Here is a 16,809-nt window from a genome sequence, read left to right as displayed (position 1 = left end):
GGTTTTGGCGCCCCTGCCCGTCCGGCGGGGCCCCAACGTATAACCCACCGCGGGGGGGGGGGGGCTTGCCTCAGCCCCCCCCCCCCGCCGCCGTCGGGCAGGTGAAACTAGCCTTAGTGGGAGACCGGAACGTAACGCTTGATCGAAGCTTCCAGCTCGGCTTCGGCGGCTGCGCGGTCGGCCCAGCCTTCAGCCTTGACCCACTTACCCGGCTCAAGGTCCTTGTAACGGGTGAAGAAGTGCTCGATTTCCTTGATCAGGAATTCGCTGACATCGGTGATTTCCTGGATGTGGTCGAAACGCGGGTCGGCCGGAACGCACAGGACCTTGGCGTCTCCGCCGCCGTCGTCGGTCATGTTGAAAACGCCGATGGGGCGGGACTCAACGATGACGCCGGGGTACAGGTCGAAGTCCTGCAGGAGCACCAGTGCGTCCAGCGGGTCGCCGTCCTCGCCAAGGGTGTTCTCGAAGAACCCGTAGTGGGTGGGGTACTGCATGGAGGTGAACAGGACGCGGTCCAGGCGGACGCGGCCGGTCTCGTGGTCAACTTCGTACTTGACGCGCGACCCCTTGGGGATCTCGATCGTGACGTCGTGCTTCATGGAATGCTCCTTGACGGTATTGGCATGGGCGCGGCAACAGAGCAGCCGACGCCGCCGACTACTATTGAGGATATAGCGAGAGGCCCAAGTTTCTTGAAACGGTGGGGACATTCAAGACTTTGAGGACTAAAGCTGCATGAAGGGCGTTGACGAGGCGGGGGCTGAAAAGCAGGCTCCGGAACAGCAGGAGACTCCCGTTCTCAGACCCAGGAAGCCCGCGAAGCCTGCGTCGAAGCGCGTCGTCCGCTTTCTACCACTGGTTTTGTTGACGTTGGTCATCGCGGCCTTGGCCGTGCCGATGGGCCTCGGAGTCGCACCCGGATTCCTCGGTCCTGGATTCTTGGGGGCAGCCGGTACGCCCGCCCCCAAGGTGCCGGCCTGGCAACAGGTCCCCAAGCAGCTGAGCCGCACCCAGATCGTTGCGCCCTTGGACGCTTCCGCCCCGGTACCGCTGCCGGCCGATGTCACAAACCAGCTCAACGCCCTCCTGACGCCCGACGGCGGGGGAGACTTCACCGGCGTCGTTGAGGACGCGTTGACCGGACTTCCGCTTTACGATCGCGACGGCGCCAAGAACCGGGTGCCGGCGTCCAACATGAAGCTGCTCACGGCAGTCGCGGCGCTGCGGGCGATCGGCCCGGAGACACGCTTCAGCACGCGGGTCCTCGCGGGACCTTCGGCGTCGACCATCATCCTGAGCGCCGGAGGTGACGTCCTGCTCGGCGACGGCCCCTCCCAGCCAAGCGAGGTGCTTGGCCATGCCGGCTTGGAGACGCTCGCAAGCGATGCGGCAAAAGCGCTCCAGGGCCGCGGCGTGAAAGGCCCGGTCACGGTGCAATTGGACGATGGACTATTCACCGGTCCGGCTTTGAATCCGGCGTGGAGCCTCGACGACGTCGCTGCCGGCGAAACTGCGCCAATCTTTCCGATCGCGCTGAACTCGGCCCGGACAAGCCCGGGGGCAACCACCGGTGCGCGTCCGCAAGACGCCGCGCTCACCGCCGCCGAGGCTTTCGCAGAGAAGCTCCAGGCCGCGGGCGCCGCTGCCGGATTCACGGTGGTCCCCGGCGTGGAACGCGCCTCCGCTCCGGCCGGAAAGCAGGACGTCCTCGCCAGCGTGGTGTCTGCGACCGTCCGCGAGCAAGTGGACTTGATGCTCGAAACCTCGGACAACTACCTTGCCGAGGTATTCGGCCGGATGGCTGCTCTGTCCGCTGGAAAGCCGGGATCGAACGACGGCGCGACGGCGGCAGTAAGCGCCCAGGTGGCGGAACTGGGGATCGCCACGGACTCCATGCATTTGGCAGACGTGTCCGGCCTTGCCTTGGGCAACCAGGTGTCGGCGCGGCAGTTCGCGGATGTGGTGCGTGCAATCACCTCGGGACCGGACACTCGTCTCCGCGCCGCCCTCGCCGGGTTCCCGGTGGCCGGACTGACCGGGACGCTCGGCGACCGCTACGGAGACGCCAGCACCTCCCAAGGGGCGGGACTGGTACGGGCAAAGACCGGCACCTTGAATTCGGTGATCGCTTTGAGCGGCTATGTAGTGGACGCGAACGGCCGTCTTCTGGTCTTTTCCTTTATCGGCAACGGCCTGACGCCGGGTGCAGCGGGGAACAAGGTGGCGCTGGACAGGTCCGCCACGGCACTCGCGTCATGTGGTTGCACCGGTGGTTGACGTTCAAGCTGCCTGACGTTCGCCGCTGAGCGAACTTAAGGGTGCAGATTCAGACTGTTGTGTTCTGATGGTTCGTATGGAGTCTCAGCAGCAAGCCCAGTCCCTCATCAACTGGGAGCTGGCCGCCTCCACGGCCGCCCGGCTCGCTCCCCCCGGCCCGGTACTGAGTCCGGCCCAGATCGGCAAAGCCGTGGACAGCCTGCGTCTCAGCGCGGACATCTCGGTACCGCACGTGCATGACATCACCGGTTTGGAAGCCGCACGCGATCTCCGCGATTCCCACGTGCTGGTAGTTGACCGGGCGTCGTGGGCGAAGGCCAATACCCAAAGTTTTGCCGTGATGCTCCAGCCGGCCCTTAAGCAAATGCTGGATTCCCGGCGGGGCCCGGCGATGACACCGGCTGCGGCGGCCGCGAGCGGCGCCATCACCGGCAGCCAGCTCGGGGCTGTGCTTGCCTTCTTGTCGAGCAAGGTCCTGGGCCAATACGATCCCTTCGCCGCGCTCGCCCTGGACTCGAAAGCGCCGTCTGCCGGCCGGCTCTTGCTGGTCGCTCCGAACATCATCTCCGTGGAGCGCGAGCTCAACGTTGATCCTGAAGATTTCCGGCTCTGGGTCTGCCTTCACGAACAGACCCACCGGGTGCAGTTCGCCGCGGCACCCTGGCTCCGGACCCACATGCTTGAGGAAATCGAACGCCTCAGCGCCAATCTGATCGGCAATGTGGACTCCATCATGGACCGCGCCACGGCTGCAGCCCGGTCCCTGCGCGACCGCTCCACCGGTGCCGTGCCCGGCCGCGGGGCCATCCTGGACCTGCTGCAAAACCCCGAGGAAAAGGCCTCCCTTTCGCACCTCACAGCCGTCATGAGTTTGCTGGAAGGCCACGCCAACGTGGTGATGGACGCCGTCGATTCCTCCCTGATCCCCTCGGTGAAGACCATCCGGCAGCGCTTCAGCGCGCGGGGCAAGGACCGCGGAATGATCGAGAAATTCATCCGCAACATCCTCGGCCTGGATGCCAAGATGCGCCAGTACAGCGACGGAGCCAAGTTCGTCCGTGAAGTGGTTGCGGTGGCTGGGATGGAGGGCCTGAACCAGGTCTGGGAATCGGCCGAAAAACTGCCCACAGAGACCGAAATCCACGACTCCAAGCTGTGGCTTGAGCGGATGGGGCTGTGACCGCAGGTACCACATCGGGCCCGGGCGCAAGCAGTGGAAACTCACCAAGCAGTGGAAGCGCACCAAGCAGCGGACGACGGCGTCCCGGGCGTTTGGCGCCGGTCGTCGGCAAAGCGCGGAACATGTTGCAGGACGCGCTGGCCTCCGCAGGCTATCCCGAGCGAGTCCTCGTGGCCTGCAGCGGTGGGCCGGACTCCTTGGCACTTGCCTCAGTGGCAGCCTACTTCGCCCGCCGAGGCCATGTGCACGGCCGCCCCGTGAGTGTGGCCGCCGTCGTGGTTGACCACCAGATGCAGGAAGGCTCGGGTGAGGTCGCGGCACGAACCGTGTCGATCCTGGAGGGGCTGGGCCTCTCGCCCGTCCAGCTACGGACCGTGGAGGTGGCCGCTACCGGCTTCGGGCCCGAGGCGGCAGCCCGGGACGCCCGGCACGCGGCCCTCGAAGCAGCAGCCACGGAACTCGATTGTGGGGCAATCCTGCTCGGGCACACCCTGGACGACCAAGCCGAACAGGTACTCCTGGGCCTGGCCCGGGGCTCGGGAACCCGCTCCCTCGCCGGAATGCGGCCCGCCCGCGGCAAGCTGCTTCGTCCCTTCCTCGGCCTTCGCCGCGCGGAAACGCTCGAAATCTGCGAGGTCGAGGAACTCGAAACCTGGCACGATCCCAGCAACGCGGACCCCGCCTTCGCCCGCTCGCGGACCCGGGTTGAGGTGATGCCCTTGCTTGAAGACAAGCTGGGGCCCGGTGTTGCCGAATCACTCGCCCGCACCGCCGCGATCCTCCAACAGGATGCTGACTTCCTGGAGCAGCTTGCCGTAGAGAGCTATGCGGGCCTCGTGAACCGGACCGACGATGGAGTCTGGCTCCCCGAAGACCCGTTGAGGGAATTGTCTCCCGCGCTGAGGTTCCGGGTAATCGCCAAAGCAGCGGCCGACGTCGGGGGCCAACAGCCCGGCTACGGGCGGCTTCAGGCGGCCGAAGCGCTGCTGCGCCGGCAGGGATCGGCGGGTCCCGTGCAGCTTCCCGGAAGCGTCAGCGTCTACCGCGTATCACTGAGCGAATTGGAGCGGGAGGCCTCGGCAGGGGGGACTGCCGTTCCCCGCGAAGGCGGCGGCTGTGGGAAGCTAGTATTCCGGCATCAAAGATCGCCCCAACAGTAGCCGCACCCACGCATCAACACAGGAGCCATTGGTGGATTCAAACGACGTCCAGGCAGACCTCAAACACGTTCTCTACACCAAGGAGCAGATCCAGCAACGGATCGCCGAACTTGCTGCACAGATTGACAAGGACTACGAGGGCCGTGAGCTGCTGATCGTCGGCGTGCTCAAGGGCGCCGTCATGGTCATGGCAGACCTCGCGCGTGCGCTGCACAGCCACGTCAGCATGGACTGGATGGCGGTGTCTTCGTACGGCTCCGGTACCCAGTCCTCCGGCGTCGTGCGCATCCTCAAGGACCTTGATACCGACCTCATGGGCAAGGATGTCCTGATTGTCGAAGACATTATCGATTCCGGCCTGACCCTCTCCTGGCTCAAGACCAACCTCGAATCGCGAGGCACCGCTTCCGTGGAAATCTGCACGGCATTCCGCAAGCCAACGGCCGCCAAGGTCGAGATCGACGTCAAGTATGTCGGCTATGACATCCCCAACGAATTCGTCGTCGGCTACGGACTGGATTACGCCGAGAAATACCGCAACCTGGACTTTGTGGGAACCCTCGCTCCGCACGTTTACGAATAGCTCTTCCGAAGCGAACCACCGCGGCGCGGTTCGCGGAGTGAAAAGCGGCCTCCTGTTGGGGAGGCCGCTTTCGCTTTTTGCAGTGACGTTGGATCCTGAAAGAACCATGGATTTCCCCCGAGAGTTTCCGGAATTCCGCGTTCATGTACGCCTAGAGGGAACTTTTGCCCCTCACTATGCGTGAATCACTCCGAACGGTGTAAAGCTAGAAACTGACGCAGCACCACACGCGCGCAGAAGCTGCGCCGTGCAGCACTACCAGGAGGGACGGGGCGGAGCCCCCGAACAGATGAAAGCTAAGAGTTTCTTCAAGGGCCCGGGCATCTGGATTGTTGTCGTAGTCGGCTTGCTCCTGGTGGCATTTGCAACCCTTGCCCCCGGTGGTTCCACCCGTATCGACACCGACAAGGGCCTCGCGATCCTCGCCCAGAGCGGCAAAGTGGACCAGGCCAAAATCTACGATGCCGAGAACCGCGTTGACCTGACACTGAAAGACAACCTCGTCATCGATGGCCAGGACAAGGGCAAGAACGTCCAGTTCTTCTACGTCACCGCGCGAGCCGGGGATGTCGTCAAGGCCGTCACCAACGCCCAACCATCCGGTGGCTTCACGGACCAGCCTGTCGAGAACAACTGGTTCTCCGGACTGTTCTCGCTCCTCATCCCCGTACTCCTGCTGGGTGTGCTTTTCTGGTTCTTGCTCTCGCGCATGCAAGGCGGCGGTTCCAAGGTGATGCAGTTCGGCAAGTCGAAGGCCAAGTTGGTCAACAAGGACATGCCGCAGGTCACCTTCTCGGATGTCGCCGGTGCCGATGAAGCCGTCGAAGAGCTCCAGGAGATCAAGGAATTCCTCGCGGAACCGGCAAAGTTCCAGGCTGTTGGCGCAAAGATCCCCAAGGGTGTGCTGTTGTACGGGCCTCCGGGCACCGGCAAGACCCTCCTGGCCCGCGCCGTCGCAGGCGAGGCCGGCGTCCCGTTCTTCTCCATCTCCGGCTCGGACTTCGTCGAAATGTTCGTAGGTGTCGGCGCTTCCCGCGTCCGCGACCTCTTCGAACAAGCCAAGGCCAACGCTCCCGCCATCATTTTCGTTGACGAGATCGACGCCGTCGGACGTCACCGTGGCGCCGGTATTGGCGGTGGCAACGACGAGCGCGAGCAGACCCTCAACCAGCTCCTGGTCGAAATGGACGGCTTCGACGTCAAGACCAACGTCATCCTGATCGCGGCAACCAACCGTCCGGACGTCCTGGATCCCGCCCTGCTCCGTCCTGGCCGCTTCGACCGCCAGATCACTGTTGAAGCGCCAGACCTGATTGGTCGCGAACAGATCCTGAATGTCCATGCCAAAGGCAAGCCGATGGCCCACGGCGTCGACCTCAAGGGCGTCGCGAAGAAGACCCCGGGCTACACCGGTGCGGACCTTGCCAACGTGCTCAACGAGGCCGCCCTCCTGACTGCCAGGTCCAATGCCAACCTGATTGACGACCGCGCCCTGGACGAGGCAATCGACCGCGTCATGGCCGGCCCGCAGAAGCGTAGCCGCGTCATGAAGGAAATGGAGCGGAAGATCACCGCCTACCACGAGGGCGGCCACGCCCTGGTGGCGGCAGCACTGCGCAATTCCGCCCCTGTCACGAAGATCACCATCCTGCCCCGAGGCCGCGCCCTCGGCTACACCATGGTTGTCCCGGAGGACGACAAGTACTCGATCACGCGCAACGAACTCCTGGACCAAATGGCCTACGCCATGGGTGGGCGCGTTGCAGAGGAAATCGTGTTCCACGACCCCTCGACGGGCGCCTCGAACGATATCGAAAAGGCCACCGGAACCGCGCGCAAGATGGTCACCCAGTTCGGCATGAGCGAGCGCATCGGCGCCGTGAAGCTTGGCGCAGGCGGCGGCGAGCCGTTCCTGGGTCGAGACATGGCACAGGAACGCAACTACTCGGACTCGGTGGCGTATATCGTTGACGAGGAAGTGCGCCGCCTGATCGATCAGGCCCACGACGAGGCCTATGCCATCCTGACCGAGAACCGGGACGTCCTGGATCAGTTGGCCCTCGAACTGCTTGAGCGTGAAACGCTGAATCAGGCCGAGATCGCCTACATCTTCCGCGATATCCGCAAGCGTGACTTCCGCGAGGTGTGGCTCTCCAAGGAGTCCCGTCCGGTCCAGACCATCCCGCCGGTGGAATCCCGCGCAGAGAAGGCTGAACGCGAGGCACAGGAAGAGGCCAAGGCCGCGCGTCTCGAAGAGCCCTTGGACGCTCAGTCCCCGCACCCGCAGGGAGTCGGCAGCCAGGAGTCATTCACCGGCCAAGGACCTGACGCGGGCACCGACGTTTCGCATCAAGGCTAAGCTTTCTGCTGTGACTCACATCGACGACGACGACTTCAGCGGTGCCCCCAGTGATGACTTCGGCGGCACTTCCGGGGGGAAATCAGGCGGCCACGGCCGCGGACATCACTATAAGGTCGACCGCCCCCGCATCGAGGCGGCCGTCCGCGAGATCCTCATTGCCGTGGGCGAGGACCCGGACCGTGGCGGACTGGTGGATACGCCGAAGCGCGTTGCCAAAGCCTACGCCGAGGTCTTCGCGGGCCTGCACCAGGATCCCGAAGATGTCCTGTCCACCACGTTCGACCTTGACCATGAGGAACTCGTGCTGGTCAAGGACATCCCGTTCTATTCCACGTGCGAGCACCATTTGGTACCGTTCCACGGCGTCGCGCACGTTGGATACATCCCTTCCCACGATGGCAAAGTGACGGGGCTGAGCAAGCTGGCCCGTCTCGTGGACATTTATGCCCGCCGTCCCCAGGTGCAGGAACGCCTGACCACCCAGATCGTCGAAGCGCTCGTGACCTACCTCAAGCCACGGGGCGCGATCGTCGTCGTCGAATGCGAACACATGTGCATGTCGATGCGTGGCATCCGCAAGCCCGGTGCCAAGACCGTCACCAGCGCAGTGCGCGGGCAACTTCATGACCCGGCCACCCGCGCCGAAGCCATGAGCCTCATACTCGGAAGGTAATAAAGACCATGGATTCCCTCGCAGCCGCACCAGGAACGGGCCCGGCTACCAGCCCCCTGCCCATTCTCCGCAAACCCCGTCCGGCCGCCCGCTTCGCGGACCTGCCGGTCGACCGCACGCTCGTCATGGGAATTCTGAACGTCACGCCGGACTCATTCAGCGACGGCGGCAAGCACCCCACGGCGGACACCGCCATCGCCCACGCTTTGCGCATGTTGTACGCCGGAGCGGACATCATCGACGTCGGGGGCGAATCGACCCGCCCGGGCGCCGAACCCGTCTCCCCGGAAGAAGAACGACGGCGGGTCTTGCCGGTGATCCAGGCACTCGTGAAGGCCGGGGCGCTTGTCAGCATCGACACGACGCACGCGTCGACGGCCGCTGCGGCTGTGGAGGCCGGCGCCGCGATCATCAACGACGTCTCCGGGCTGAGCATCGAACCTGAGATGGCCGAACTCGTCGCTCGTACCAAGGTGCCCTACGTCCTGACGCATCGCCGGGGCGACGCGGAGACCATGAACAGCCTTGCCGACTACGGGAATGTCGTGGAAGAAGTCATCGAGGAGCTCAAGGGCGTCCGCGACAAGCTCTACGCGGCAGGCGTCACAGCGGAGCAAATCATTGTGGATCCCGGCCTGGGTTTCTCCAAGGACGAGGACCAGAACTGGCAACTCCTCAAGTACATCGGCAAGCTGGATGAGCTTGGCCACAAGGTCCTGATCGGAGCTTCCCGCAAGCGCTTCCTCGGGACGCTCCTGACCGTGGCCGGCAAGTCGGCGGCACCGGAGGAGCGGGACCATGCCACTGCGGCCATCACGGCAATCAGTGCCGCGAACGGCGCCTGGGCTGTGCGCGTCCACGACGTCGGCCCCAGCCTTGACGCCGTCAAGGTTGCTGCGCGCATCAGACGCTAAGCTTCGTGAACAGAGGGGGAGGAACCGGCTTGGACAGGATCACACTGACCGGCGTGACCGCCGTCGGGCATCACGGCGTCTTCGACTTCGAGCGCCGGGACGGACAGCCGTTCGTCGTCGACGCGGTGCTGTACACCGATTTCAGCAAGGCCGCGGAAACGGATGACCTGCAGTTCACGGCGCACTACGGTCAAGTGGCCGAGTACATTACGTCCCTCATTACGGGCGAGCCACTCAACCTGATCGAGGCCCTCGCGGTGCGGATCGCCGAGGGGATTCTGGCGGGCTTCAAGGTCGCCGCCGTCGATGTCACGGTCCACAAACCCAGGGCTCCCATCGAAGTGCCCTTCGGTGACGTCACTGTCAGTGTCCACAGGGAGCGTGCATGAGCTCCCGTTTCACGAAAGCCATCCTGGCCCTTGGCAGCAACCTGGGCGAGCGGAACGACACCCTGTCCACCGCCGTTGCCGACCTCGTTGACCGCCCGGAAATCCGCCTGCTCGGCGTCTCTCCCGTGGTGCAGACCAAAGCCGTGGGCGGGCCCGTGGGGCAACCGGATTTCCTCAACATGGTGATCGCCGTTGAGACCACCCTTGCGCCGCTGGAACTCTTGCAGCACTGCCACGACGTCGAACAAATGCACCACCGGGTCCGCGAGGTCCGCTGGGGCCCCCGCACGTTGGACGTGGACATCATCGTCTACGGCGAACTCACGAGCGACGACGAAACACTGACCCTGCCGCATCCGCGGGCTGCGGAGCGTGCCTTCGTGCTCTATCCATGGGCCCTCCTGGACCCTGCAGCGCGGCTCAACGGTGAAAGCGTCGCCGAGCTGGCCGCCAAGGCCGAGGACTTTCCCGGGCTTCGGCCTTTCGACGGTTTCGACGGATCCGGCAGCGTCGCTGCCGCGGGAGCGGTGGAGTAGTCCATGAAGGCCATGCGTCCGCTCTTGTTGGCGATTATCGCCGTCGTTCTTGCCGCAGTTGGCTGGCTGACCACTGTGCTCACCACGCGCTACAGCATGGCGACGCCGGTGCTTCCCCCTTCCGCGTTGGTGACCATGGGCTTCATCGCGGTGCTCACGTTGATCATGGGCATCCGTGTCCTGCGCTGGCGCAACGGCAAGAAGAAGACCATGCTCAACCCCATCCTGGCCGCGCGAACCCTGATCCTGGCCCAGGCCTGCGCCTATGCGGGCACGGTGCTGCTGGGCTGGCATGCGGGAATCGTGATTGAGCAACTCCGGCTTTGGAGCCTCCGCAGCGACCAAGGCATCTTGTGGCTCGCGCTCATCATGGGCGGCGGCGGTCTCATCATGACCATCGTGGGGCTCGTGGTGGAGCGGTTCTGCCGAATCCCTCCGGAAGACCTGGAAGGTGGCCCCGACGTCAGGGATTCACGCCGTGGCGAGGCCAAGGGCGAAGGCGAATATGCATACCGCGGCGATTGATCCTCCTGGCATCCAGTGGCTGCGCGTTTCGCCGAAATACGTGACGGTGCGGCTCGTCGAGTGGGCCATCGGCAACGTGATCACGATCGGCCTGTTCAGCCTGCCCTTGCTCTTCGTGGAACTGGGATGGTGGAAGTGGCCACCGCTGTGGCTCGCCGTCGCCGTTCCCGCGGCATTTCTGCTTCTTGCCCTGTGGCGGCTCGTGTTGATCCCGAGGCAAGTGAGGGCCATCGGCTATGCGGAACGCAACGACGACCTGCTGATCCGACGCGGCATCTTCTTCCAGCGGACCATGGTGGTTCCCTATGGCCGGATGCAGTTCGTCGATGTAGCGGTTGGACCCGTCGAGCGGCTCTTGGGGCTGTGCACCCTCAAACTCCACACCGCCTCGGCTGGAACCAACGCACACCTTCCCGGACTTCCCGCCGCTGAAGGCGCACGGCTGCGAGAGCAGCTTTCGGCCCGCGGCGAAGCGAGGCTGGCCGGGCTGTGACCCAGGAACAGACCGTGGTCGACGGCGGCTGGCACCGCGTCCACCCGGCGTCGCCATTCGTGCGGGGATGGGTGGCGCTAGCGGCGATCGTCTATTTCTTCGGCCGCGATACCTTCGAACGAGCCCTCCAAGGCCGCGGGACCATTGGCGACAACTTCAACGAACGCACGCTTTGGCTCCTGGCCGGGGGCGGCGTCGTGCTGTTGCTGGCTTTGGGGTCCTTCGTCCTCAGCTGGTATTTCACCCGGTACCAGCTTGCCGAAGGCTATGTCAGGGTCAACACCGGCTTCCTGTTCAAACAGCAGCGCCAGGCGCGGCTTGACCGCGTGCAGGCCATCGACATCGTGCAGCCCCTGCTTGCCCGTATTTTCGGGCTCGCGGAGCTGAAGTTCGAGGTGGCCGACGCCGGCCACTCGGCGGTGCGGCTCTCGTACCTCAGGCTCGCTCAGGCCAAACAGCTCCGTGCCACCATCCTGGGCCGGGCCGCCGGTATTGCCGACGGGAGCGAAACGGTCGAGGTGCCCGAGGCACCCGAACAGGTGGTGCTCTACGTGCCGCCTGGGAGGCTTGTCGGTTCGCTGATCTTGAGCGAGCAGAGCTTCTTCATTGTGCTCAGCGCCATCGCGTCCGTGCTGGTTTCAGTGCTGACCGAGTCCCGGGCCTTCATCCTCTACTTGATTCCAGCAATCCTCGGCCTGGGTACCGCCTACTGGCGCTCGTTCAACACGGGCTACAACTTCACGGCGGCAATTTCGCCGGACGGCATCCGTGTGCGCTACGGACTCCTGGATACCCGGGCCCAGACCGTGCCTCCCGGCCGCATCCAGGCCGTCAAGGTCACGCAGCCGCCGCTGTGGCGCATTCTCGGCTGGTATCGGATCCACGTGAACGTTGCCGGCTATGGTGAACACCACCGCAGCGAAGGCGAGCACCGGACCATGCTGCTTCCAGTCGGCCGGGGGGCCGAGGTGATGACGATGCTCTCACTCGTCTTGCCCGACCCCGGTATCGCCGACCCGGAGCGCGTGTTCACAGCCGGGTTGACCGGCCTGGATTCCGGCGCCGGCTTTGTCACCACCCCGAAGCGTGCCTGGATTCTTTCCCCGTTGGGCTGGCGACGCAACGGCTTCCTCTCAACGGACACGGCCCTGCTGCTGCGCTCCGGCCGTTTGTGGCGGAAGTTGGTGATGGTCCCGCATCAACGAACCCAGTCGATCGCCCTCCACCAAGGTCCGTTGGCCCGGCTGTTCGGCGTGGCCGACCTCGTGTTGCATACGACGCCAGGGCCGGTGGCGCCCCGGCTCATCCAGGCAGCCACCGAGGAAGCAGTCGGCTTGTTCGACCAGCAGGCGGCCCGAGCCCGGAAGGCCCGCAAACTGCAGAGTAGCGAGCAATGGCTGGCTCAACTTCCGCCCGTGGCGATGCCCGCCCCGGCCCCGCCGACCACGCATGCCATGCAGCGTGCATCAACCCAGGAGGACCCCGACCATGGCTAGGCCAGGACGACTCGGCGTAGGAATCGTTGGCGCCGGCAAGGTGGGTGCCGTGTTGGGTGCGGCCCTGCGCGGAGCCGAGCACGCCGTCGTCGGGGTTTCCGCAGTGTCGGAGGCGAGCCGGGAGCGGGCGGAGACGCTGCTGCCGGGGGTCCCGATCCTCGAAATCCAGGAAATCGTGGAGCGGTCCGAGTTGGTGCTCCTTGCTGTTCCGGACGATGCCCTCGGCGAACTCGTGGCGGGACTGGCCAAGCTCGGAGCATGGCAGCCCGGTCAACTTGTGGCGCACACTTCCGGCCGCTTCGGCGTCGGAATACTGAAGCCGGTCCGCGCGGCAGGCGCCATTCCGCTCGCCCTCCACCCGGCCATGACGTTCACGGGCATGAGCCTGGACCTGACCCGGCTCATGGACTGCACCTTCGGGGTCACCGCCGACGCCGCGATGTTGCCCATCGCCCAAGCCCTCGTGGTGGAGATGGGTGCCGAACCGGTGGCCATCGCCGAGGCCGATCGCACGCTCTATCACGCAGCCCTCGCGCACAGCTCGAACCACATGGTCACCCTTGTGGCCCAGTCATCCCAACTGCTTCGGGACATCGGCGTCGACGCACCGGAACGCATGCTCGGCCCCTTGCTCCGCGCCACCTTGGAGAACGCACTGGCCTCAGGGGAGTCCGCGTTGACCGGGCCCGTGGCCCGTGGGGATGTGGGAACCGTGGCCGCCCATGCGGAGGCCCTCCAGGAGTACGACGGCGGTGCCGGCGGCGATGTCCTCGCCGCCTACCGGGCCATGGCCCGCGCCACGGCCCGCCGCGCGGTCAACCGTGGCCTGCTCAAAGAGGGCCAGCTTGGCGACATCAACAACGCCTTGGACGGCTCAGGTACGCCGGACAACGGTGAGGACCGTCCAGGCAACGACGCTGCCGGGACGCAGGAAGGAAACTGAGAATGGCCATCAAACTTGTGACCACCGCAGCGGAACTGCGGGCCGAAAGCGCGCGGTTGCTCGCGGAAAAGCGCGGCAGCTCGCAAGGCCTCGTCCCCACGATGGGAGCGCTGCACACCGGTCACGCAGCGCTGGCCCGCACCGCCGTCGAGCAGAACGACGTCGTGGTGGCGTCCATCTTCGTGAATCCCCTGCAGTTCGGCGAGGCCGCGGACCTCGAACGCTACCCGCGTACGCTCGATGCCGATATGGCCCTCCTGGACGCCGAGGGCGTGGATCTCGTCTTCGCCCCTTCCGTTGACGAGGTTTACCCCGGTGGAGAGCCGCTGGTCCGGGTGACCTCGGGACCGCTGGGCGAGAAATGGGAGGGCGCCTCGCGTCCCGGCCACTTCGACGGCGCCCTCACGGTGGTCGCCAAACTGCTGCACTACGGCATGCCTGGCGGTCCAGCCGTCGACGGCGGTGCTGCCGCGTACCGCGCGTACTTCGGCCAGAAGGATGCCCAGCAGTTGGCCCTCGTGAAGAGGATGGTGGCCGATCTCAGCTTTCCGGTGGACATCGTGGCCGTGCCGACCGTGCGCAACACTGAAGGGCTGGCGCTTTCCAGCCGGAACCGTTTCCTTTCCGAAGAAGAGCGGGAGGCTGCGCTGGTGCTGTCCCGTGCCCTCCGCCTCATCGAGTCCCGCGCCCTGGCAAACGAACCGCTCGAGCTGGACTCCGCCGTCGCGCTCGTTGAATCCCAGCCCCTCGTGAAGCTGGACTATTTCGACGTCGTCGATCCCCGCACGCTGGAACCGCTCGCCGAAAACTGCAAGGAAACTCCTTTCCGCGGTGAAGGGCTTGCGATCATTGCGGCGAAGGTCGGACCCGTGCGGTTGATCGACAACGTGCCGCTGAGTTCCTGACCACTCTTAACATTCGGATGCCCGTACGCAAACGTTTGGATTAAGCTGCTGACGGGAATGCGGTTGAGGCTTAGACTGTTGCAATCTTCACCGGTGCCGAGCGCCGGAAACCATCGCACCCAAAGCTGAGGGATCCTCATGTCTACCGACGTCACATCAGACGCGTCCGGCAGCCCCGTGCCGGAAGCGGGGACACAGCAAGCCAGCGACAAGATGTCGCGCGAGTCTGTCACCGTCATCGTCACGCTACTTGTGGCCACCTTCGTGGTGATCCTCAACGAGACCATCATGAACGTTGCCTTGCAGCGGCTCATGACGGACCTCAACGTTGACGCGCCCACAGTCCAGTGGCTCTCCACCGGATTCATGCTGACCATGGCCGTGGTCATACCCACCACCGGTTTCATCCTCCAGAGGCTCACCACCCGAGCTGCGTTCCTCCTGGCAATCGGACTCTTCAGCAGCGGCACCCTGCTCGCGGCACTAGCCCCGGGTTTTGGAGTGCTCTTGTTGGCGCGCATCGTCCAAGCGGGCGGCACGGCAATCATGCTCCCGCTGCTGATGACAACCATCTTGACGTTGGTGCCCCTGTCCCGCCGGGGTGCGGTGATGGGCAACGTGACCATTGCGATTTCGGTTGCGCCGGCCTTGGGCCCCACGGTTTCCGGCATCATCCTTGACCACTTCTCGTGGCGATTCATGTTCGTCTTCGTGCTCCCGGTGGCCTTGCTGGCCATGGGCATCGGCGCCAAGTTCCTCACAAACGTCGGCGAGCGAGGGAGCGTGCGGCTGGACTTCGCCTCGGTGGTCCTGACCGTTCCTGCCTTCGGCGGGCTGGTCTATGGACTGAGCCAGATCGGCGGCCATGGCGGAGCGACTGCCGTGCCGATAGCTGCGCTGGTGATCGGGGTCTTGGGCATGGTGGCGTTCGTTTTCCGCCAGCTCAAGTTGCAGAAGTCCGACGCGCCCCTGCTGGACCTCAGGGCCTTCAACTTCCGCATGTTCACGGTGTCGGTCCTGCTCATGGTGGTTGCCATGATGGCCCTGTTCGGCGGAGTGATCCTGCTGCCGCTCTACCTGCAGAACGTCCTCCACCTGCAGCCGATGGAGACTGGACTGGCGCTCCTTCCGGGCGGCTTGGCGATGGGCCTGCTCGGGCCAGTTGTCGGCAGGTTGTTTGACAAGATAGGTCCGCTCCCGCTCACCGTGACAGGTTCCATCCTGCTGGTACTCACGCTGTGGCAGTTCTCGATGCTCACCGCGGATAGCCCCTTGTGGTGGGTCGTGGTCCTGTACGCAGTACTTAGCCTGGGCTTGGCGTTGCTGTTCACGCCGGCGTTTACCACTGGCCTCAACCCGCTCCCGCCCCACCTCTATTCGCACGGCTCGGCCATCATGAGCACGCTGCAGCAGGTGGCAGGAGCCGCAGGGACCGCACTCCTGGTTTCGATCTTCGCTGTGGTGTCTGCCGCGTCCGGCCTTGTCGCCGGGATGCAGGCCGCCTTCCTGACAGCCACTTTGATTGCGGTGGTTGCCGTCGTGCTGTCCACTATGATGCGCAAGACCAAGGGAGCAGCCGGGCACTAGCCCGCTCTGGTTGCTTGGCTGGTTCTGGTGTGACGCACGGCATGTTTATGGCTTGCGGCCCGAAAGGCATTCATTCTGGTGGTGCTGGACCTGAAATCGCTGTGTTGTAGCGGGTTTTGGAGTGCAGGACGGTGGTGCGGGGGTGATTTGCGTGGGGTCTTGTGGGTGTGTAAAGTAGTTCGAGTCGCCGCCGCTGATGCGGAAAAATTGCGACAGACTCCCTTCCAAATGGAAACCAAATTCTTGGTTCGCTTTTGTGCGTTCCGGTGCGGTTTCCGGGGGTCTCGGATGGTGTTTTGTCCGGCGCGGTTCCCGGTTCGGGAGTTGTGCGGAGAGCGCGGGTCTGGTAAGTTTGGGAAGTTGCTCCGGAGCGATCCTGGACCCTGTTGTGGGTGTGGGTGGTGCCGGGTGTGTCTGTTGTTTGAGAACTCAATAGTGTGCCAAGTTTGTTGATACCGATTTGTTTTTATGAATTGGTTGTTTTGGCTGGTTCTGTGTCGCTTCGGTGGTGCGGGGCTGGTTTTTTACAGCTGGTTTCAAATTTTGTGCAGCTCTTCCGTCGTTATTTCCGGTGGTTGTGGTTGTGTCTGTTTTTGTTTTACTTCAACGGAGAGTTTGATCCTGGCTCAGGATGAACGCTGGCGGCGTGCTTAACACATGCAAGTCGAACGATGATCCGGTGCTTGCACCGGGGATTAGTGGCGAACGGGTGAGTAACACGTGAGTAACCTGCCCTTGACTCTGGGATAAGCCTGGGAAACTGGGTCTAATACCGGATACGAC

The 16,809-nt window shown here is 64.3% G+C and carries 16 protein-coding genes and 1 rRNA gene; 16 read left to right on the top strand and 1 reads right to left on the bottom strand.

Annotation, left to right across the window (positions count from 1 at the left end; genetic code table 11):
• Positions 1 to 113: 113 nt before the first annotated feature.
• The gene (locus ABH924_RS23775) at positions 114 to 602 is read right to left on the bottom strand and encodes an inorganic diphosphatase (RefSeq protein WP_344789058.1); all 489 of its coding nucleotides are present in this window, start codon (positions 600 to 602) and stop codon (positions 114 to 116) included.
• Between the two features lie 136 nt (positions 603 to 738).
• Between ABH924_RS23775 and dacB the strand changes: the two genes are divergently transcribed.
• The 16 genes from dacB to ABH924_RS23695 form a co-directional block, all read left to right on the top strand.
• Complete coding sequence (gene dacB, locus ABH924_RS23770) at positions 739 to 2,280, top strand: D-alanyl-D-alanine carboxypeptidase/D-alanyl-D-alanine-endopeptidase (protein WP_404502845.1); 1,542 nt, start codon at positions 739 to 741, stop codon at positions 2,278 to 2,280.
• A gap of 76 nt (positions 2,281 to 2,356) precedes the next feature.
• Positions 2,357 to 3,460 carry a zinc-dependent metalloprotease gene (locus tag ABH924_RS23765; RefSeq protein ID WP_404502843.1) on the top strand — a complete coding sequence of 368 codons (1,104 nt, stop codon included), beginning with the start codon at positions 2,357 to 2,359 and terminating at the stop codon, positions 3,458 to 3,460.
• Positions 3,461 to 3,582: 122 nt separating this feature from the next.
• Entirely contained in the window at positions 3,583 to 4,620 is a 1,038-nt protein-coding gene (gene tilS / locus ABH924_RS23760) for a tRNA lysidine(34) synthetase TilS (protein ID WP_404502841.1), read from the top strand.
• A 31-nt stretch (positions 4,621 to 4,651) separates the two neighbouring features.
• Complete coding sequence (hpt, locus tag ABH924_RS23755) at positions 4,652 to 5,203, top strand: hypoxanthine phosphoribosyltransferase (protein ID WP_059388924.1); 552 nt, start codon at positions 4,652 to 4,654, stop codon at positions 5,201 to 5,203.
• A 289-nt stretch (positions 5,204 to 5,492) separates the two neighbouring features.
• Positions 5,493 to 7,562 (top strand): ATP-dependent zinc metalloprotease FtsH, encoded by a 2,070-nt coding sequence (gene ftsH, locus ABH924_RS23750; protein ID WP_234754894.1) that lies wholly within the window; start codon positions 5,493 to 5,495, stop codon positions 7,560 to 7,562.
• Positions 7,563 to 7,572: 10 nt separating this feature from the next.
• Positions 7,573 to 8,238, top strand: a complete 666-nt coding sequence (gene folE / locus ABH924_RS23745; protein WP_404502838.1) for a GTP cyclohydrolase I FolE — start codon at positions 7,573 to 7,575, stop codon at positions 8,236 to 8,238.
• Positions 8,239 to 8,246: 8 nt separating this feature from the next.
• A complete protein-coding gene (folP, locus tag ABH924_RS23740; RefSeq protein WP_404502836.1) occupies positions 8,247 to 9,152 on the top strand; it encodes a dihydropteroate synthase in 906 nt (301 codons plus the stop codon).
• A 29-nt stretch (positions 9,153 to 9,181) separates the two neighbouring features.
• On the top strand, positions 9,182 to 9,541 hold the full coding sequence (gene folB, locus ABH924_RS23735) for a dihydroneopterin aldolase (protein ID WP_404502834.1): 360 nt from the start codon (positions 9,182 to 9,184) through the stop codon (positions 9,539 to 9,541).
• Positions 9,538 to 10,077 (top strand): 2-amino-4-hydroxy-6-hydroxymethyldihydropteridine diphosphokinase, encoded by a 540-nt coding sequence (folK, locus tag ABH924_RS23730; RefSeq protein ID WP_404502832.1) that lies wholly within the window; start codon positions 9,538 to 9,540, stop codon positions 10,075 to 10,077. The genes folB and folK overlap by 4 nt, the downstream gene beginning before the upstream one ends.
• A gap of 3 nt (positions 10,078 to 10,080) precedes the next feature.
• Positions 10,081 to 10,602 (top strand): DUF3180 domain-containing protein, encoded by a 522-nt coding sequence (locus ABH924_RS23725; protein ID WP_404502830.1) that lies wholly within the window; start codon positions 10,081 to 10,083, stop codon positions 10,600 to 10,602.
• On the top strand, positions 10,583 to 11,095 hold the full coding sequence (locus tag ABH924_RS23720) for a PH domain-containing protein (RefSeq protein ID WP_404502828.1): 513 nt from the start codon (positions 10,583 to 10,585) through the stop codon (positions 11,093 to 11,095). Before ABH924_RS23725 ends, ABH924_RS23720 begins: the two co-directional genes overlap by 20 nt.
• Positions 11,092 to 12,591 (top strand): PH domain-containing protein, encoded by a 1,500-nt coding sequence (locus tag ABH924_RS23715; protein ID WP_404502826.1) that lies wholly within the window; start codon positions 11,092 to 11,094, stop codon positions 12,589 to 12,591. The genes ABH924_RS23720 and ABH924_RS23715 overlap by 4 nt, the downstream gene beginning before the upstream one ends.
• Positions 12,584 to 13,534, top strand: a complete 951-nt coding sequence (locus tag ABH924_RS23710; RefSeq protein WP_404502824.1) for a Rossmann-like and DUF2520 domain-containing protein — start codon at positions 12,584 to 12,586, stop codon at positions 13,532 to 13,534. The genes ABH924_RS23715 and ABH924_RS23710 overlap by 8 nt, the downstream gene beginning before the upstream one ends.
• 2 nt (positions 13,535 to 13,536) lie before the next feature.
• Positions 13,537 to 14,439, top strand: coding sequence for a pantoate--beta-alanine ligase (panC, locus tag ABH924_RS23705; protein WP_234754903.1), 903 nt, complete (start codon positions 13,537 to 13,539; stop codon positions 14,437 to 14,439).
• 138 nt (positions 14,440 to 14,577) lie between these two features.
• Positions 14,578 to 16,026: a DHA2 family efflux MFS transporter permease subunit gene (locus ABH924_RS23700; protein ID WP_404502822.1), complete on the top strand. Its 1,449-nt coding sequence runs from the start codon at positions 14,578 to 14,580 to the stop codon at positions 16,024 to 16,026.
• Positions 16,027 to 16,629: 603 nt separating this feature from the next.
• Positions 16,630 to 16,809, top strand: a 16S ribosomal RNA gene (locus ABH924_RS23695); the annotation flags it as partial.

It is taken from the genome of Arthrobacter sp. GAS37 (assembly GCF_044908325.1).
GTDB lineage: Bacteria > Actinomycetota > Actinomycetes > Actinomycetales > Micrococcaceae > Arthrobacter > Arthrobacter ramosus.
This window is presented reverse-complemented; position numbering and strand designations above follow the sequence as displayed.